The 19,366-nt window shown below is 38.7% G+C and carries 13 protein-coding genes and 2 riboswitches; of the genes, 5 read left to right on the forward strand and 8 right to left on the reverse strand.

What is annotated here, in order from left to right:
- Positions 1–457: 457 nt before the first annotated feature.
- The 3 genes from D1092_RS06175 (at position 458) to D1092_RS06185 (ending at position 3,698) form a co-directional block, all read left to right on the forward strand.
- Positions 458–850 (forward strand): Fur family transcriptional regulator, encoded by a 393-nt coding sequence (locus D1092_RS06175; protein WP_120122629.1) that lies wholly within the window; start codon positions 458–460, stop codon positions 848–850.
- Between the two features lie 157 nt (positions 851–1,007).
- Entirely contained in the window at positions 1,008–2,084 is a 1,077-nt protein-coding gene (locus D1092_RS06180) for an HlyD family secretion protein (protein WP_120122630.1), read from the forward strand.
- 42 nt (positions 2,085–2,126) lie between these two features.
- Positions 2,127–3,698 carry a DHA2 family efflux MFS transporter permease subunit gene (locus D1092_RS06185; protein ID WP_120122631.1) on the forward strand — a complete coding sequence of 524 codons (1,572 nt, stop codon included), beginning with the start codon at positions 2,127–2,129 and terminating at the stop codon, positions 3,696–3,698.
- A gap of 1,222 nt (positions 3,699–4,920) precedes the next feature.
- Here the strand turns inward: D1092_RS06185 and D1092_RS06190 are convergent.
- The 3 genes from D1092_RS06190 to trhO form a co-directional block, all read right to left on the reverse strand.
- Positions 4,921–5,505, reverse strand: coding sequence for a GNAT family N-acetyltransferase (locus D1092_RS06190; protein ID WP_120122634.1), 585 nt, complete (start codon positions 5,503–5,505; stop codon positions 4,921–4,923).
- Positions 5,506–5,582: 77 nt separating this feature from the next.
- Entirely contained in the window at positions 5,583–6,716 is a 1,134-nt protein-coding gene (locus D1092_RS06195; RefSeq protein WP_120122635.1) for a type III PLP-dependent enzyme, read from the reverse strand.
- 992 nt (positions 6,717–7,708) lie between these two features.
- Positions 7,709–8,626, reverse strand: a complete 918-nt coding sequence (gene trhO, locus D1092_RS06200; protein ID WP_120122806.1) for an oxygen-dependent tRNA uridine(34) hydroxylase TrhO — start codon at positions 8,624–8,626, stop codon at positions 7,709–7,711.
- A 117-nt stretch (positions 8,627–8,743) separates the two neighbouring features.
- Here trhO and eda point away from each other — a divergent pair, with 117 nt between their 5' ends.
- Entirely contained in the window at positions 8,744–9,409 is a 666-nt protein-coding gene (gene eda / locus D1092_RS06205; protein ID WP_120122636.1) for a bifunctional 4-hydroxy-2-oxoglutarate aldolase/2-dehydro-3-deoxy-phosphogluconate aldolase, read from the forward strand.
- A 107-nt stretch (positions 9,410–9,516) separates the two neighbouring features.
- On the opposite strand, the gene D1092_RS09630 is transcribed toward eda, so the two are convergent.
- Both D1092_RS09630 and D1092_RS06215 read right to left on the reverse strand, forming a co-directional pair.
- Entirely contained in the window at positions 9,517–9,735 is a 219-nt protein-coding gene (locus tag D1092_RS09630; RefSeq protein ID WP_174767366.1) for a ferredoxin reductase domain-containing protein, read from the reverse strand.
- Between the two features lie 13 nt (positions 9,736–9,748).
- On the reverse strand, positions 9,749–10,579 hold the full coding sequence (locus tag D1092_RS06215; RefSeq protein WP_120122637.1) for a ferredoxin--NADP reductase: 831 nt from the start codon (positions 10,577–10,579) through the stop codon (positions 9,749–9,751).
- 1,076 nt (positions 10,580–11,655) lie between these two features.
- Here D1092_RS06215 and alr point away from each other — a divergent pair.
- Positions 11,656–12,771 carry an alanine racemase gene (alr, locus tag D1092_RS06220; protein WP_120122639.1) on the forward strand — a complete coding sequence of 372 codons (1,116 nt, stop codon included), beginning with the start codon at positions 11,656–11,658 and terminating at the stop codon, positions 12,769–12,771.
- A gap of 1,654 nt (positions 12,772–14,425) precedes the next feature.
- Here the strand turns inward: alr and gcvP are convergent.
- Genes gcvP through gcvT form a run of 3 tightly spaced genes read right to left on the reverse strand, consistent with a single transcriptional unit; the run spans position 14,426 to position 18,715 of the window.
- Complete coding sequence (gene gcvP, locus D1092_RS06225; protein WP_120122807.1) at positions 14,426–17,221, reverse strand: aminomethyl-transferring glycine dehydrogenase; 2,796 nt, start codon at positions 17,219–17,221, stop codon at positions 14,426–14,428.
- 5 nt (positions 17,222–17,226) lie between these two features.
- Complete coding sequence (gcvH, locus tag D1092_RS06230; RefSeq protein WP_120122641.1) at positions 17,227–17,595, reverse strand: glycine cleavage system protein GcvH; 369 nt, start codon at positions 17,593–17,595, stop codon at positions 17,227–17,229.
- A gap of 7 nt (positions 17,596–17,602) precedes the next feature.
- A complete protein-coding gene (gene gcvT, locus D1092_RS06235; RefSeq protein ID WP_120122642.1) occupies positions 17,603–18,715 on the reverse strand; it encodes a glycine cleavage system aminomethyltransferase GcvT in 1,113 nt (370 codons plus the stop codon).
- 44 nt (positions 18,716–18,759) lie between these two features.
- A riboswitch (glycine riboswitch) is annotated at positions 18,760–18,850 on the reverse strand.
- Between the two features lies 1 nt (position 18,851).
- A riboswitch (glycine riboswitch) is annotated at positions 18,852–18,949 on the reverse strand.
- Between the last annotated feature and the right edge of the window lie 417 nt (positions 18,950–19,366).

Consider the following 19,366-nt stretch of genomic DNA (forward strand, 5'->3'; position numbering starts at 1 on the left):
CAAGAGCAAAACCAACCATCGCAAGCAGAAACTGCCCTCGTTAACGAACGCTATATAGAACCCTTTCCCCAAAAGAGTCAATATCATTTTTTACTTTTTTGCAAAAATATAACATTATAGCAACAACCATCTATTTCAAGGCATCTTATACAAAAACTAAAAATTATAAAAATCAATAACTAAAATAATAAATTAATCATGCACGCTTCTAAAAAAACATAAACAACCAGGACTAATCAATTATAAAGGCGAATTGCATGAAAATTTCTTGCGGGATAATGACTTCTTTTAGGTCATAATACCCTTATCTCCTCTCACAACGGTTATAACTCTCCTTAAATATCATGACGCGCACATCATGTAAAAGAAAGATAGGCGACATATTCTATAATCACCATTGCATAAACACCTTACACGTTTTATGATTTTCCATGAAAGCAAAAGGAAGAAGATATCAATGTCCTCTAAACTAACGCGTAACCAAACATTGGTTTTGAACACTTTAAAGAATGCAAAAGGACCTTTAAGTGCTTATGCGATTCTTGACCAATTACGCGAAGAAGGTTTTCGCGCCCCTCTCCAAGTTTATCGCGCGTTAGAAAAACTCGTACAATTAAAATGTATTCATCGTCTCGAAAGTGTAAACGCTTTTATGGTCTGTTTACATCCCGAAAAATGTCAACACGAACTTACAACTTTCATCATTTGCGAAAACTGTGGCACAGTTAATGAAATACAAAATCAAACGATTGTATCAAGTTTAAAACAAATGGTTCAAGCTGTTAACTTCCAAGCCCACAAAAGTACTCTAGAAGTACGAGGGCTTTGTAAAAAATGCGTAATAAAATAAGTTCTTGAACTTGTAAGTTCATATATTTATCATTATGCTTCAAACATTACCTTATTGTTTGAAAAGCTCTTATTTGTCCTTGTATGTACAATAGCCCACGCCTATAGTATCAGGCTTATTATACTCATTGGGATGTAAATATTGAAAGTATAAAATCATGTCTATAGCTGAGACAATTTTTTCAACCAAAAAATTTGATAAAACAAAACAAAAGAAGGTAATTAAGGCTTTTCTTATCATCTTTGCACTTTTTATGCTTTGGTTTGGCTATAAGTGGATAACACATTGGCGTTATATGCTCTCTACTGAAGATGCCTATGTGCAAGGAGATATAGCTGCAATTGCGCCTAAATTAAATGGATATATTGAAAAAATTGCGATTAAAGCCAACCAAGTTGTAAAAAAGAACGATGTTTTATTTTACTTAGACAACGGTGATTATCAAATAGCCTTGGATCAAACAAAAGCGCATCTTAACACACAACAAAAAACGCTTCAACGTATTGATGCACAAATTACCGCTGCTCACAGTGCACTAGATGATGCACAAGCACAAAAAGCAGCCGCTTCAGCCATAGCAACCAATGCACAACTCACCTTAAAACGCATTACAGAACTGAAAGCCAATCGTTATGCCCCTCAATCAGATGTTGATGATGCAAAATCAGCCTATGAACAAGCCATTGCCAATGTTAACCGTGCGGATGCACAAATCGCTGCTGCACGTGCCAATATCCAAGTGCTAGAGGCACAACGAAGTGAAACAGAAAGTCAAACAAAGAGCTTAGAACTTTCACGTGAAAAAGCACAACGTGATCTTGCTTCAACCATTATACGCGCGCCATTTGACGGAATTATAGGAAACTTAACAGCAAAAACGGGAGATTTTGTCGTAAATGGCCAACGTCTTGCAGCGTTAGTCCCTATCCATGCGCTTTATATTGAAGCAAACTATAAAGAAACACAGTTGCAAAATATTCATGCGGGACAAAAAGCTTATATTGCTGTTGATGCCTTCAAAAAGGAAGTCTTTACAGGAACAGTGCTTTCTATTTCACCTGCAACAGGTGCTGTTTTTTCTCTTCTTCCTCCACAAAATGCTACCGGGAACTTTACAAAAATCGTTCAACGTATTCCCGTACGGATCTCTATTCCAGAAGAAGTCTTAAAGACCGGTCATATCCGAGCAGGAATGAGCGTTTCAGTAGAAGTTGATACACGCACACAACCATAAGATAAAAGTCTCTTATAACAACAAGTAAATGACCTTATTAGTATGACACCTTCCATACCAAAGCCTATACAGTCTCAAGAGCGCATAGAAATCCGTAACATTGTAATTTTCATCGTTATGGCCTTTGGCATGTTTATGGCTATTTTGGATATCCAAATCGTTGCCTCTTCTTTAGCTGAAGTTCAAGCGGGTCTTGCTGCAAGCTCTGAAGAAATTTCATGGGTTCAAACCTCCTATCTCATCGCTGAAGTCATCATGTTACCTCTTTCTGGCTTCTTAGGAAGATTGCTTTCAACACGCGTTTTCTTTACGATCTCGGCGATTGGATTTACGGTTACCTCTATTCTTTGTGCAACAGCAGCATCCATTGGAGAGATGATTATCTACCGTGCATTGCAAGGTTTTATTGGTGGCGGAATTATCCCAAGCGTTTTTGTCGCCTCTTATGTTCTTTTTCCTCCTTCCAAACGTCCAGTTGTCGTCCCTATTGTTGGACTCGTCGCAACACTCGCCCCCACGATTGGTCCAACGGTCGGCGGTTACCTCTGTCATCTCTTATCATGGCACTGGCTTTTTCTCATCAATGTGCCTTTTGGAATTATTATTTCAATTCTCGCGTGGAAATTGATTAATTTTGATAAAGCAAACCCAACTCTCATGGCTAAATTTGATTGGTTGGGACTCATTTCTATGGCTGTTTTTCTAGGAACTTTAGAGTATGTACTAGAAGAAGGGGCACGACATGATTGGTTAAATGATAGGCTGATTCGGAACTTATTCATTATCATGATCTTGTCTGCCATCCTCTTCTTCTGGCGCGCTTTTACGGCAAAAGAGCCTATTGTTGATCTTACGGCTTTTTCTAATTTTAATTTTTCTGCTGCATCCATTTTTTCCTTTTCTTTGGGAATAGGTCTTTATGGACTCACATATCTTTATCCTGTCTATTTGAGCCAAATCCGCCAGTATGATGCTCTCATGATTGGAGAAACATTGTTTCTTTCAGGATTCGTCATGCTATTAACCGCTCCCCTTGCAGGATATCTTTCTGCACGAATAGATGCACGTTTGATGATGGCGATAGGACTTTTTGGCTTTGCAATAGGAACTTGGATGGCTAGTTCTATCACAGACAACTGGGATTTTTGGCAACTCTTTTGGCCACAAGTTTTCCGTGGTGCTTCTGTAATGTTATGTATGGTTCCTGTTAATAACATTGCCTTGGGAACACTTCCGCCAGAACGCATGCAAAATGCTTCTGGACTTTTTAATCTCACACGGAATCTGGGGGGAGCTGTAGGGCTTGCCATTATCAGCACTCTCATGACAAAACGTACAGACTTCCATTACGGACGAATAGCCGAAACACTCAATTACGCAAATAGACAAGCAACTGAAATGCTTTCAAAACTTTCTTTATTCTTCAAAACAGAAACCTTTGATTCGTATACACTCGCTCTTTCTCAACTATCTGGTATAGCGCGCATCCAAGCAATGATTATGGCTTTGAGTGATATTTTCTTTATCATAACCATCATCTTTGGTTTTTTGACATTGATGACCATTTTTCTCAAAAAAATACCACCCCTCACTGATTCTCCACCAAGCCACTAAACTTAACCTAAATTGAGAAATATTTTATTGCTTTCCTTTATTCTCTATAACTTTAGAGCCTTTTAAGAGATGAGATAAATCCACATATGATTCTAAACGATTTTTTTGATAAATTTTTTTCAATACATAGTTCTTTAGGTATTAAAAAATAACTTCTCATATAAAAAATTGTTTTAGAAGAAAGAAGTATAAACAAAAACCTTATCTAAAGTTCTATATACCATAAAAATAAAGCAGCTCTTTCTATAAGATTCTTGATTTCTCATCTTTCGCCCAATCCTATTTTACGCTACTGGCCTCATAAAAAATGATCCTATAAAATTCTGTCGCTTCACTTTTTTAGGATTACGAGAATAGAACAGCATTCTCTTTTCCTGCTCTCCATGATGCCCTCTTCTTGAACTGTTCCATAAAAGATTTATGATCTTTTTAATTTTTATTAACAAGCGCATTTTCTTTACAATATGTAGAGCAATGATTTTTTGATTTTGCATGCGAAACTTAAAATGAGAGTTCTGTATTCGACACCCTCATACCAATTGAAAACATTATCTTTAGAATAAAAAAAGTAAGAGCATGTTTTTTAAAAAGTTTTCAAAATGGCTCTTTTTTGAAAGAACATTGATATTGAATCCACTCAGTAATAATTTAGCAATGCTTCCAATATCCTTTTCCTGATAGGAAAATCATTATCTCTGATATAAAAAAATCAAGAATATAAACGAGAAGTTCTCATTATAAGAATATATTGATTTATAAATATAATTTATCATTTTACATATTATAATGAGCAATCTAAATATCGTAAATATCTTCCTATTTGAAAACTATTCATGATGAAGCAATTAAAACCATTCCCTCCCCCCCACAAGCAGGGAAATAAAAACCATTAAAAAGAGAATAAAAACTGTCTCGATATAAGATCGACAAATTAATATTAAGCGCTAAAAAATTTTATGCTGATACCAGACAAAGCATCCAAAATCACCTAAAAGTTTAGTTTCTTTCAAGGTTATGAAAAAAACACTCCCTGAAAAAATGAGCTTTAAATATACTTTTACGACCCTCATTAAAACAATCAAAAATAAGAAACCAGCTCCATAAAAAAGCCATAGAAACCAATCGCAAAACAACACCCAAAAACTTTTTACCCCCCCTTTACCCCCGCCAACACGCTCTCTTCCACTGCTCGCAGTATTGAAAAATGAAATAAATACAACCTTCAAGCCACTTTATGATGCTGAAAACGCCTAGAAACGGTACATTCTCCGCTAGCAACCAAAGTGCCATAACAACCAGAAAGATAGCGCGGTATCAGTTCCAAGGCTTGAAAACGGTGCTTTTCGTAAGGACCAGGCATTGCCAAATTTTCTGTTAAGCAATTTGAAAAACCAAAACGTTGATAAAATTCAAAATCTCCCACCAATAAAATAGCGCCATATCCTAATTTTTTGGCTGTTTCAATTGCATGGCGAACTAAAATTGATCCTATTCCCATACCAGCACATTCAGCAGCAACAGCCAAAGGTCCCAAAAGTAAAGCATGTTGTGTTTCATTTTTTTCTTTTAAAAAAGATACATGCCAAAGGCGGACACTCCCCACAAGCTCACCGAGTGCGTTTTTAACCACAAAAGAAAGCCCCTGAGCGGCTAACCGGCCACGACGTAAAGCCTCTGATGACTTACGTTTACGTCCACGCCCCATCGTCGCATCAAGCAAAATTTCTCGATAAGGCTTATCTGCTTCTTGCTCCAATAAAAGTTTAAAACATGCCCCATTTTTTGTTTGAAAATTAATCATATTCATCTCGATGATCTACCCTCTTATAGCGCAATAACGAGCACAGCCAAAAATCCAAAAATACCTATCGTTAAAAGGAAATTTTAGATCACATACGATCGTAAAGGCTCAAACCCATTAAAGGCAACAGACGCGTAAGTTGCTGTGTAAGCACCCGTTCCATGAATCAATATCTTATCTCCTATTGTTAGAGATAAAGGAAGCGGATAGGGTGTTTTTTCATAGAGAACATCTACTGAATCACATGTTGGTCCAGCCAAAATACAAGGCTCCATAACCTTATCATCATGAGGGGTTTCAATAGGATAGCGAATTGCTTCATCCATAGTTTCAGTAAGACCGTTAAATTTTCCAACATCAAGATAAACCCATCGGACATTATCATTGTCAGCTTTTTTGGATATCAAAACAACTTCTGTGCGAATAACACCAGCATTACCAACCATAGCACGCCCTGGTTCAATGATCGTTTCAGGAATACGATTGCCAAAATATTTTTTTAACGAATCAAAAACAGCCATACCATAAGTTTGCTCGCTAGGAACATCTTTTAAATAACGTGTTGGAAAACCACCACCCATATTCACCAATTTCAACGAAATTCCTTCTTGCTCCAAATGCTTAAAAACTGTAGCCGCATCCGATAAAGCACGATCCCACGCATCAAGATCTGTTTGTTGAGATCCCACATGAAAAGAAACACCATATGCCTTTAAACCCAATTGATGTGCTCGACGTAATACATCAACAGCCATAGCAGGAGCACAACCAAACTTACGTGACAAAGGCCAATCTGCACCTTTTCCATCGGTAAGAACACGGCAAAACACGCAAACTCCTGGAGCAGCGCGCGCAACTTTTTCAACTTCTTCAACACAATCAACAGCATAAAGTGAAATGCCAAGCGCATATGCACGGGCAATATCGCACTCTTTTTTTATCGTGTTCCCAAAAGAAATACGATCAGGAGTTGCTCCTGCTTCTAAAGCCATTTCAATTTCTGCAACAGAAGCCGCATCAAAAGATGATCCTAAGGAGGTAAGCAAATGCAAAATCTCAGGAGCTGGATTTGCCTTTATTGCATAAAAAATACGAGACTGTGGAAGAGCTTTTTCAAAATTTAAATAGTTTTCGCGAACAACATCCAAGTCAACAATTAAGCATGGACCTTCAGAACGATGTGTTGCAAGAAAATCACGAATACGTTGCGTTACCATCACCAATTCTCCTAAGGGAATAAAATCCCTCCTCTATGCTTGGGCAGCACAGAGCTGCCAATAGCCAAAGGACAAAATACGCGTAGCTTCTATCAGCACTCTGATTATTTTCATAATCAGGAAGAAACCAATATTGCATACAATGAAAGACAGCGCAGAAACTGCGTTATCCTACTTTATCTGCCTTTTTGATTGGAGTTGAAAAAACCACTTCCGCACTGAAGGCAATGAGGTGTGCCTCTATAGTTATCCCAGCATTTGTACAGCTGGAAGACACCAGAAAGGCCCGCACCGTCGTTGCTTCAAGATGTCCTCATTCTTGCAATTGGCTGTAAGAATGACTGGAGCGGTTAGTTCCAGGTACCGTACCGGTTGACCTCACCATTTGAGAACCAGCGGACACCCACAGGCACGTGCGACTTTGGGCAAGGAGTTCTATAAAACGAATCCTTTCTCATTTCAATCATTTTTTTAATTTTAAACATTTTTTAATTCTTAAAGAGAACATGATGCTAAAAAGCAACACTCTCTGTCACCCAATAAAGCCATCCCCCCACTTTTATGAGATCACTCCTCTACGCAATCCCTACAACAAAAATCATAATCTTTCTTTAAAAGCACCTCTTATTTAGCTTCCCCATTCCATTTTTCCAACATCATTCATAGAAATAGATTGGGAATGAGAAAACCCTCACGACACTCAAATTTCTTATTCAAGATAAAAACAATAAATTATTATAAATCAATGTACTAAACTATTTGTCAACGGATTCTTGCTTTTTAAATGATAAAGTATTTGAACACTCAACCCTATAAAATCCGAGAAAACAAACGATCTATAATGATTATTTATAAATCAATAGATTAATGTAAAGAAAAAGACCGAACAAGATCCGGTCTTATGAAATATCTTTCTACTAAGATTAAAGACGCTTTTCTCTTAAACTGTAAGAAAAAAACACTAAATTTTAAATCCCTACACGATGATATCCTTATATCCCTTGATGAGCATCAATTGCACGCAACTTCAACAATTGGAATTGCCTATGGCGTTCACGAAAACGCTCTCTATCCGCTTCACTACGCGTATTATAACAAGCCTCACAAGAAACACCTTCCTCATAATGAGGCGATAATTTGCTTTCAGCATTCAAAGGAGAACGACACGCGCGACAGAGTTCGCGTCCGCATTCTTCAAGACCATGTTGAACAGAAACCCGCTCATCAAAAACAAAGCATTCTCCCCACCATAAACTTTCCTCTTTGGGGACTTTTTCCAAATATTTCAGAATTCCTCCCTTTAAATGGTACACTTGCTCATAACCAAGTTCACGAACATACGCTGTTGATTTTTCACAACGAATACCGCCTGTACAAAACATAGCAATTTTCTTTTTTTTCTTCAAATCAGCTTCATGTTGACGCACCCATTCAGGAAATTCGCGAAATGTTTTAATCTGTGGATCAATCGCTCCTTGAAAACTCCCAATTGCATATTCATAATCATTACGGGTATCGATCAAAATTGTCTCTTCATCTTGAATAAGAGCATTCCAATCTTCAGGCTCCACATAAGTCCCAACAACTTTTAGCGGGTCAACCCCTTCAACCCCCATTGTCACAATTTCTTTTTTCAACCGCACTTTCATGCGATGAAAAGGCATTTTCGATGCCCATGAATATTTAATCTCCGGCGTTTGAAACGCTGGCTCAGCCGTAATAAAACCGACCAATGCCTCAATCGCTTCACAAGAACCTGCAACAGTGCCATTAATTCCCTCTTGTGCTAAAAGGAGAGTTCCTTTGATATCCTTTGCTTGACATAAATCCTGCAAAGGCTTTTGTAATTGACGATAATGCTTCAAATCTGCAAAGCAATAAAGTGCAGCAACTTTAAAATTCTTTTCCATGTGTTTTGCCATAACGTGCGTTTCATTCAATTTCAAGATCTATTCATATATTCTTTAACATATTGGTACTTAATCAAACGATATAAACAATACCATATCCAAAAAGAAAAAAATATCATGTGTCAAAAAAGAGAAACCCTTTTATTATATCTTCAAGGACAAATCGTTATACCTGTTTTGACCATCGACAATTTACAAAGTGCTGTACCTTTAGCACGTGCTCTTGTCAAAGGCGGATTAAAAACAATTGAGATCACTTTGCGAACACTAGACGCTCTCCAAGCAATTAAGACAATTACACAAGAAGTTCCTGAAGCAATTGTTGGAGCCGGAACAGTCCTTAACACAACGCACTACGAACAAGCCGAACGAGCTGGAGCAAAATTTATCGTAAGCCCTGGATTATCCAACGAATTAATCAATTGTGCAAAAAATAGTGAAATTCCCCTTCTTCCTGGTGCAATGACCCCAAGTGAACTCATGCAAGCATTAGACAAAGGCTATTCATATCTTAAATTTTTTCCTGCCAAAGCTGCTGGAGGTCTTACCTTCATCCAAGCGTTAGCCTCTCCTTTCGCTGAAATCTTCTTTTGTCCTACAGGCGGTATAACACAAACAAGTGCAACACAATGGCTTCAACTTCCTAACGTCTTCTGCGTTGGCGGTTCTTGGATAGCGCCTCAAAAACTCATCGCTATAAAAGATTGGGATTCGATCAGTGCATTAGCGCATACTGCATCACAACTTTCCTCTCACCCTACAAAAGCGCGCTCTACAACATGAAGATGCGGGAGCATTATTTGCCCCTTCAACAAGACCAAAATCTTCACACATCCTTGCGCAATCTTTTAACACCTGCCATAGAGCCACAAATCATCACAGGGTCTTCATCAGGAGAAATTTTCGGTAAACCAGTCGTTTTTTAAAAAAGCACCGCTCTCCATAACAGTCGTAATACGTCCCATATGCTCAGAAGGTTCACGCGTAGTCATAGGATAAAATTTCAACTGTTGTGCATATGCCCCAATTAGCGGATCTTGTTGCAAAGAGCAAACAAGTTCTTTTGCATAAGTCAACGCGTTCCTTTCACGTGTTGTTTGAAGGAGCATCAGACTCCAACCATTACCCTACAAAAGCGCGCTCTACAACATAAGTCGCGGGAGCATTATTTGCCCCTTCAACAAGACCAAAACCTTCACACATCCTTGCGCAATCTTTTAACATTGCCATAGAGCCACAAATCATCACCCGATCTTCATCAGGAGAAATTTTCGGTAAACCAGTCGTTTCAAAAAAAGCACCGCTCTCCATAACAGTCGTAATACGTCCCATATGCTCAGAAGGTTCACGCGTAGTCATAGGATAAAATTTCAACTGTTGCGCATATGCCCCAATTAGCGGATCTTGTTGCAAAGAGCAAACAAGCTCTTTTGCATAAGTTAACTCATTCTTTTCACGTGTTGTTTGAATAAGAATAACTTCTGAAAATTTTTCATAAGTATCAGGATCACGAATAAGGCTTGCAAAAGGAGCAACCCCCGTACCAGTTGAAAAAAGATAAAGACGTTTTCCAGGAATAAGAGCATCAAGAACCAACGTTCCTGTAGGTTTTTTACGCATAAGCACTGTATCACCAATTTTAATTTTTTGCAGATGCTCGGTTAATGGCCCTCCTGGAACTTTTATCGAAAAAAACTCAAGCTGTTCATCCCAAAAGGGACTTGCAATCGAATAAGCGCGATAAATCGGCTTTTTTGCATTTGGCAAACCAATCATAACAAATTCACCCGAACGAAAACGAAAACTCTCCGGACGATTTAAGCGGAATTTAAACAAACGATCCGTATAATGATAAACTTCTTGAACAGTCAGAGCGAATACATTCTCAGGAATCGGAAAATCTGAAGCAACGCTGCCGCTGTTTGATGGAACACTGGTAGCAGACGTATTCATACTCTTCCCCATATCTTTATTGAACGTTAAATTTCGAATCCTTGACGTGATATAGTACTTGCATACCCATCTGCCAACAATTTTCTTAAAACAAAAGGCTTAGGATTAACACTTTTTTGTCAAAATTAATCGAATGAAAAAATACAATATAAATCACATTTAAAAAAATTGAAGCTTAAACAATCACAGCGCCCTTTAACACATCATGCTATTTGTGCATTATAACGCTATAATATTCTTTCACTTTACAAAATTTATGACCCAACACCTTAAAGTAAAAGAATGAAAACTTTTGTTAATTGAATGATAAACGCACGACTCCCTCAAAAAATCAAACATTACATCCATTGTTTTTGACCTTTTTTACACTTCTTTTTCCATAAATAAGTGAAACTAATGTGCTCTATAACCACTAAAATGATTTAACTCAAAACCAGCACAAAAAAAGCAATACGGATCCATCTTGCAAACCTTGCAAACAAAGAATATCCAAATCAACGGCTTTTAATGTATCAGCGATATGTTTACACGCTCTTCACCATTTGACAAAAGTAATTTTAAGTGCATAAAATAACCCCTAAAGCTGCCTAGATGAATAACCGTCCCCCCCTCATCGTGGTACAAAACTTACAGGTCATTGCTTGTAAATTACTGCTTGAGAGTGAATAATTTATCATTTTACATTCTCTGAATAAGCAAACCATGCTTGTTTTAAGAGAAACAACTTCACCTGCAATAATAGCATAACATTGCACTCTTCAAAATGATACAATACAATAAGTTATGCTTTATTTTTTTAATATGCTTCAACAAGAGAAAATAAGTAAAAAAACAAAAACTTATGTTTTGCAAATTATCAGAAAGCACCGTGTTGCTCATAACACAACTAAAACTAAAATATCTCTTATATTCAGAGTACCATTTTACATAAAAAAACAACTTTCATGGTGCATAATTCAGTATGGAAGACTTATGATTTTAACTGTCACAGACAATATCTTTTCCTTTTATCTAAGGAGCTTCTGTAAAATAACCAAAGAAAAAGCCGTACGTACAAACAAAGATAAGATTTTAAAATGAACAAATCCGTTAATGATGAAATAAACACACACCTCTATGCAGCTGTCGCAACCATTGATGTCAGTGCCATTGTGGCCAATTATATCGCTTTAGCCAAACGTGTGGCGCCAACACAATGTTCAGCCGTTGTGAAAGCAAATGCCTATGGGCTCGGTGCTCACAAAATTGCTCCGGCTCTTTATCAAGCGGGTTGTCGTACTTTTTTTGTCGCTCAAATCAGAGAAGCATTGCTCTTAAAAAGCATTTTACCATCAGATGTCACGCTTGCTCTTCTGAATGGACTACCACATTTAGCAGAAGAGTTTGTTGCACAATCTGGTATTGTTCCGGTTCTAAACTCTTGGAATGCCATTGAAGTTTGGCAAAATATTTGTAAAAAAAAGGATAAAAAATTTCCAGCAATTGTTCAAATCGATACCCATATGAACCGATTAGGACTTGATCAAAAAGAATTACAAAAACTCATCAAACATCCTACAATTTTTGAAAATGCAGACATAAAATATATTCTCAGTCACCTTGCTAATGGAGAAGATGATACTCACCCATCAAATTATACCCAATTAACTTCTTTCAAAACTGCTCTCGCACAACTGCCCCCTTGTAAAGTTTCTTTTGCAAATTCTGGAGGGATTTTTTTAGGCTCAGATTTTTATTTTGACCTCGTTCGCCCCGGTATTGCACTTTATGGAATCGACCCTTCAGGAAAACACCCATCTCTTCTAAAACCTGTTTTAAAACTTGAAGCCCAAGTTATTCAAAACCGTGTTGTTGGTGCAAAAGCACCTGTTGGTTATGGAGAAAGCTTTATAACCAACAGACCAAGCACTCTTGCAACCATTTCTATTGGCTATGCAGACGGCTGGCTCCGTACTCTTTCGAATAAAGGAGCTGTTTATTTCAATGGACACAAACTGCCCATGGTTGGGCGCGTTTCTATGGATTCCATTATTGTAGATACAACCGATCTTGATCAAAAACCTCAAACAGGTGACTGGGTAGAACTGATTGGTCCTCATCAAACACTTGAAAAAGTATCTCTCGATGCCAACACCCTTCCCAATGAAATTCTAACATCTCTTGGATCACGCTATAAGTACATTTACACCTAAAGACTCTTTAAATAAATAAACCGATACAAATCATCATTTAAAAAAATGAGAAGGCTTCTAAGAAAGATTTTACAACCATCAATCGCATAGCATGGTCATGAGACACCGTTTATTCACAGAAGTCTTAAAATAGACAAGTTGATGAGCTGTTTTATAAAAGTAAACGTCACCCCAAAACACAAAAATTGAACTTTTTTCTCACATAAATGAACGAGAGAGAATCTATCGCTAACTTTTTAAAATTAATGTCAAATTAGTCATTCTCTCCATATCGAACAAGACAAGCAGTCTCGTAAGTTTCTTTTATTTCTATCTTTATTCATCGTAAAGCAATCAAATTTATTCCTTTGCATACCACAAGCAAGGCTAGGGTATAGATAAAAATAATTTAAAATTAAGAAATAAGACCTTATGACCTCTCTAAAGTCCAAGGGCTGTATAAGGTGCAAGCAAAGTATGTGATAATAAAGTGTATGATAGTGCCAACTTACTCCTTAATGAAAGGTAAAAATAGGAGTGCTCAATAGATTTATCATTACCCCATCTACAGGCACCGTCGTGAAATAGGATTGGGAGAGAAATGTCTCTTTAAAACAAACAGGTGAATTAACACCCCAAGTATATTCTGTTTAGGTTAGAGCATTTTGTTTTACATAAAGGTCATCCCCCTATTAAGAACACAATAAACCCAAAATATGGGGAAATGTCTAATCTCCATTCTTAAAAATATGACTTTAGATGCTTTTGAAAGCCATACAGTTGAAGGGATGACAAACTGAGGATTGACTTTTACCTTTACAGCTTTCGCAAATGAGATTGTTTTTCAATTTTAAAGATTACCCTAACACAGATACACAACTCCCTTACGCCCTCATATGACATACAGGCATGAAAAAGCTGAAACTACCTACAAAGCTCTTTTTCGTTTTAATCTCTAGCTCAAATATGCTACTGTGTTAGGTCTGGATTTGATTGATAGGCAACAGCTAAAGCACATGCGCTCTTAAAAAAAATAATGCCATAAAGTCGAAAACTGATCTGCAATAAATTGGAAAAATGTACCGGCTTTTTATAAAAGACTCTGAAACAAGCAACCATAATAGCATTTGATTTTTCGTTTACACACTCAGACTGGTATTTATCTATATTTTTTGCATCATCTTCATAAAGAGCCGATAGAAGAGAAATATTGAGACAATTCTTGGCTCGAAAATCTGAAAAGTTGACGAGATACGGCAACAAAGTTTCGCGTACCTTTTATGATTAGAAGCATTAAAAGTAAATTTATTCCTTCTACAACTGCTCATAGTCACCTTAGTGAGAGTAACTGTCATACCCCATGTAACAGACTGTAAACCCTATCCCATAGATTTTACTCTCGTTTATGTAGATTTTCTGACTTAAAAATAACCAATACGCCTAATCAACTTAAACCAAGCCATACGATAGAGAAAAAAGGGGAGCATGCCTATCACCGACAAACTATAGTTTTTTGTCGACTTTTCGATTTTACTCATGTTGTAAAAATATGGGAAAAATTCTAAAAAATAGACAAATGACACCATAGGAACATGATCAATAAGCAAAAAGCCCACACAAAATGTGTGGGCTTTTTATTTATGCAAATAAACAAATTAAATACATGTTTTTTTATTTAGTAAGTATTTCTCAAGGGTGGACACGAACAAATAAGCATTCTATCTCCTGCAACATTATCAATCCGCGATACAGGAGCCCAATATTTGCTGGCTGGATCGAGTGAACTATTGGGAAAAGCAGCTTCTTGTCGCGAATAGGGTCTCGCCCAAGCATCATCTAGAGTATCTGCAACTGTATGAGGGGCATTCACCAATGGATTATTGTCTTTTGGCCAGACCCCATCCCCAACTTTCTTCGCTTCTTCAGCAATCGAGAGTAATGCATCACAAAAACGATCAATTTCTGCTTTTGGTTCTGACTCCGTTGGCTCAATCATCAAAGTTCCTGGAACAGGAAACGACATTGTGGGCGCGTGGAATCCATAATCAATGAGACGCTTTGCAATATCATCAACACTCACCCCATACTGATCTTTCAACAGGCGTGTATCCACAATACATTCATGAGCAACACGTCCGTGTTTTCCTCGATAAAGAATAGAATAAACGGATGAAAGACGTGCAGCAATATAATTAGCATTTAAAATAGCGATTTGTGTTGCATATTTTAAGCCATCAGCACCCATCATTCGAATATACATCCACGTAATGGCAAGAATAGATGCGCTTCCATAAGGCGCTGCTGAAACCGCATGGGTTGTACCATCTTGTTCATGTCCTGGTAAAAATGGTTTGAGATGCGCTGCAACCCCAATTGGCCCCATCCCAGGCCCCCCCCCCCCATGAGGAATGGCAAATGTTTTATGCAGATTCATATGACACACATCAGCACCGATATCTGCAGGGCGCGCAAGCCCCACAAGTGCATTGAGATTAGCACCATCAAAATAAACTTGTCCGCCATTTTTATGAATAATAGAACAAATTTCCTTAATGTTTTCCTCATAAACCCCATGGGTTGAAGGATAAGTAATCATGAGAGCGGCCAATTTATCCTTATGCAATTGCGCTTTCATTTTGAGATCATCCACATCAACATCGCCATCGCTTAAACATTTTACGACAACAACTTCCATGCCCGCCATATGCGCCGAAGCTGGATTGGTCCCGTGTGCAGAGGCCGGAATAAGACAAACTGTCCGTTGATATTCTCCCCGTGAGTGGTAATAGCGGCGGATTGCTAAAAGCCCCGCATATTCACCTTGAGCACCAGAATTTGGCTGAAAAGAAACTTGCGCAAATCCTGTAATTTCACACAACCACGCATTTAACTGATTGATCATCTCCAAATAACCCACCGCATCCTCTTGTGAAACAAAAGGGTGTATATTGGCCATGCTCGCCCAACTCACCGGCATTAATTCAGCTGCCGCATTCAGCTTCATTGTACAAGACCCAAGAGAGATCATCGCCCGATCCAACGCCAAATCCTTATCCGCTAAACGACGCAATAAGCGCATCATATCTGTCTCTGAATGAACCGCATGAAAAAAGGGTTGAGAAAGAAAAGTAGCATCCCGCCTTTGACCAAAGAGTCTTGGAGAAACTTGATCAACGAGTTGCGCACCCCAAAGCTGTGCTAGAGCAGCGGCATCTTCTTCTGTCGACAATTCATCAAAATTGATTGCAATGGTATCATCATCGAGAACACGAACAAGACGTCCACCCATCTTAGCTTGATGCGCAATTTCTCTCGCTTTTCCCGTTACAACAATGCTGACACAATCAAAAAAAGACTCACCTTCACAAGAAACACCAACAGCCTCTAAACCAGCAACAAAACGACATGTTAAATGATGAATCCGCTGCGCAATTTCTTGTAAACCTTTTGGCCCATGCCAAACAGCATAAGCGGTTGCCATATTAGCCAACAAAGCCTGAGCCGTACAAATATTTGACGTCGCTTTATCACGCCGAATATGTTGTTCACGTGTTTGCAAAGCTAAACGGAAACCAACGCGCCCTTCTGTATCCACGGATTGCCCCACTATACGCCCTGGAATAAGGCGTGTGAGTGCATCACTCACCGCAAGGTAGCCTGCATGGGGACCACCAAACCCCATTGGAACCCCATAACGCTGCATCGAACCGACAACAATATCAGCGCCCCATTTTGCTGGTGCTTCCATAAGTGTAAGCGCTAAAGGATCAGCCACAACGATAACCAGCGCTCCTTTTTCCTTTGCCTCTTTTATGACCTCACTATAATCATGAAAAGAACCTTTTGTATCAGGCCAAGAGAGAACAATTGCCGCTGTATCAGAACAAATTTCTTTCTCAGAGCTGATCCGAATGCCTTGTGTTTCAGCACGCGTTTGCACAACACTCAAAGTCTGAGGATGCAAAAGACTCTGAAGAGAAATTTTTGTTTTTTTCTCCCGCGCAAAACGAAAAGCAAGAGCATTGGCTTCCGCTAAAGCGGTTGCTTCATCAAGAAGAGAAGCAGCAGCAACAGGCAAACCTGTCAGTTCACTAATCAATGTCTGAAAATAAAACAGAAGTTCTAAACGACCTTGGCTAATTTCTGCTTGATACGGCGTATAAGCGGTATACCAAGCGGGATTTTCAAACAGATTTCGTAAAATAACCGGAGGCACAAATGTTCCATGATATCCTTGCCCAATAAAGCTTTTGTGCACACAATTACGCCCCATCATTTTGGAGAGTTCTTCCAAGGCTTGGCTCTCACTCGCTGCCTTGGGAAGGTTCAGTGAACGTCCCAAATGAATAGAATTAGGAACCGCTTGAGAAATGAGTGCATCAACACTATCGAGCTCTAAAACATCAAGCATTTTTTGTGTTTCATCAGGACGCAGCCCAATATGTCGAGAAGAAAAAGAACGCTCGATCATGACACTCATCCAATCAGAACCTTATAAGCATCTTCATCCAACAACCCTTCCAGTTGTGTTTCATCCTGCAATGTCATTTTCCATAACCAGCCTTCTGTTTCAGCTTTCTGATTGACCAGTTCAGGATTATCAGCCAGTGCTTCATTGACTTCGACCACTTCACCATCAAGAGGAGAATAAACATCTGAAGCTGCTTTAACGGATTCCACAACAGCCGCCGCTTCTCCTTTGGAAAGTTTTGTTCCACTTTGTGGTAAATCAACAAAAACCAAGTCGCCTAATTGTTCTTGCGCATAATGTGTAACCCCAACAGTCACCGTTTTTCCTTCAACACTAAGCCATTCGTGGTCTTGTGTAAAATAAGTTTTAGACATAAAAAAATTATCCTTTTAAATAACGTTGTTCAACAAAGGGAAGAGAATGCACTGAGAGTACAATCTTTTTGCCTCGCAGTTCTGTGAAGACTTCTGTTCCTTCAACTTTACACGCGACAGGAACGTACCCCATCGCGACAGGACCATCAAACGAAGGACCAAAACCGCCTGATGTTACCACGCCAATCTCGTTGCCCTGCTCATCGAGAAGTACTGCACCGGCACGAATAGGTTGGCGCGTTTGCGGTTTTAATCCAACACGACAGCGATCAGGTCCTTTTTGCAACGCTTCAAGAAAAGCCTTTGCGCCGTAAAATTGTGCTTTTTCTCGAACACTTTTAGGAACAGCCCATGTTAGAGCCGCATCAATAGGTGTCGTCTCAGGGGTAATATCATTTCCATGCAAACATAACCCTGCTTCCAAGCGCAAGCTATCGCGTGCGGCAAGCCCAATCCACTCAACACGCGAATCACTCAGCAATTTTTCAGCCAACATATGCGCATGCCCTATGGGCAAAGCAATTTCAAAACCATCCTCTCCCGTATAGCCAGAACGGGCTATAAACCAATCTTGTTGTGGTTCGAATCCCTGCATAAAAAACAATTCATTCCCTGGTAAATCGGCATCAGCCAGAACAGCTGCAGCTTCAGGGCCTTGAAGAGCAAGCAACACCCTTTCAAGGGCAATCACTTGACATTCAAAATCAACAACACGCCTTTTCAGTTCTTCAAAATCAGCCTCTGCATTCCCAGCATTGGCAACTAACATAAAACGATGCTCTTCCAAACGAGTAATAATCAGATCATCAAGAATACCAGCCTGCTCATTGAGCAAATAATTATATCGTGAGTGCCCAATTTTTAAAGCTGCTGCATCAATGGGAAAAGCATAGGATAAAAATTCTACGGCTTGTGCCCCTTCAACGGCAATCAATTTCATATGAGAAATATCAAAAAGTCCTGCATGTGCACGGGTATGAAGATGCTCTTTCAAAACGCCAAGAGGGTAAGTCAAAGGCATATTCCACCCCGCAAAAGCACCAAATTTTGCTCCTGCTTTTTCATGCAGATCATATAAAGGAAGTGTTTTTAAAAAAGATGTTTCTTGTTGTGTGCCCATAATAACTCCAAAGCTGCGCTAACGCCCACACAATATGGTCGTCTCTGCACCCCTCTGTCATCAACCTGAGAGACTCGCGAAAAGACTTTCGCTTACACCTTCGGCGCGGGCTCTCCCGACTTTCCAGATCTGCCTTCCTCCTTTTACGGTCCTTAAAGCCTGAGAGATTATGGGCTATTTCCCCTTCGGCGGCACTGCGAAAACTTGCAATTTGCACTCTCCCGCAAAAGAATGAAAGAAACGATAACGCTCTTTCCAGCATGTTTTAATCTATAACCTATCTTTATCGTACTGTCATTAGTAAAGTGAACCACAAGCTTTCATTTTAAAACTTGCATAAGCTCCTTTAAAAGATTTATAATAGCCTCCTTTTGAAGCTTACAAAAATTGTAAGCAACACATTTTAGGAAATTTAAGACAAAAATCAAAAGTTATAGACAAAAATACCCCTTGAAAATTATGCAAAAGGTCACACACTAAAAAGATCACAAAGCAATATTCTTTTAAGCAATATTCTTTCTTGTGCAATTAGCCTTAAGGGTAAGGTTTCATACTCTTTTAAGAATCAAGAATAAGGATTTTAAGTTTTTATAAGGTTGATTTTAATGCACAAGGAGTAGATTTTATGCTTTCTTAGTAGTGTCATAAAAT

It is taken from the genome of Bartonella krasnovii, assembly GCF_003606345.3.
Taxonomy (GTDB): Bacteria; Pseudomonadota; Alphaproteobacteria; order Rhizobiales; family Rhizobiaceae; genus Bartonella; species Bartonella krasnovii.

Excerpts from the sequence above, each read along its gene's own strand:
- trhO (WP_120122806.1), bottom strand. The coding sequence starts at position 8,626 with ATGGAAAAGAATTTTAAAGTTGCTGCACTTTATTGCTTTGCAGATTTG.
- D1092_RS06185 (WP_120122631.1), top strand. The coding sequence starts at position 2,127 with ATGACACCTTCCATACCAAAGCCTATACAGTCTCAAGAGCGCATAGAA.
- D1092_RS06180 (WP_120122630.1), top strand. The coding sequence starts at position 1,008 with ATGTCTATAGCTGAGACAATTTTTTCAACCAAAAAATTTGATAAAACA.
- gcvH (WP_120122641.1), bottom strand. The coding sequence starts at position 17,595 with ATGTCTAAAACTTATTTTACACAAGACCACGAATGGCTTAGTGTTGAA.
- D1092_RS06175 (WP_120122629.1), top strand. The coding sequence starts at position 458 with ATGTCCTCTAAACTAACGCGTAACCAAACATTGGTTTTGAACACTTTA.
- eda (WP_120122636.1), top strand. The coding sequence starts at position 8,744 with ATGTGTCAAAAAAGAGAAACCCTTTTATTATATCTTCAAGGACAAATC.
- D1092_RS06195 (WP_120122635.1), bottom strand. The coding sequence starts at position 6,716 with ATGGTAACGCAACGTATTCGTGATTTTCTTGCAACACATCGTTCTGAA.
- alr (WP_120122639.1), top strand. The coding sequence starts at position 11,656 with ATGAACAAATCCGTTAATGATGAAATAAACACACACCTCTATGCAGCT.
- gcvT (WP_120122642.1), bottom strand. The coding sequence starts at position 18,715 with ATGGGCACACAACAAGAAACATCTTTTTTAAAAACACTTCCTTTATAT.
- D1092_RS06190 (WP_120122634.1), bottom strand. The coding sequence starts at position 5,505 with ATGAATATGATTAATTTTCAAACAAAAAATGGGGCATGTTTTAAACTT.
- D1092_RS09630 (WP_174767366.1), bottom strand. The coding sequence starts at position 9,735 with ATGCTCCTTCAAACAACACGTGAAAGGAACGCGTTGACTTATGCAAAA.
- D1092_RS06215 (WP_120122637.1), bottom strand. The coding sequence starts at position 10,579 with ATGAATACGTCTGCTACCAGTGTTCCATCAAACAGCGGCAGCGTTGCT.
- gcvP (WP_120122807.1), bottom strand. The coding sequence starts at position 17,221 with ATGATCGAGCGTTCTTTTTCTTCTCGACATATTGGGCTGCGTCCTGAT.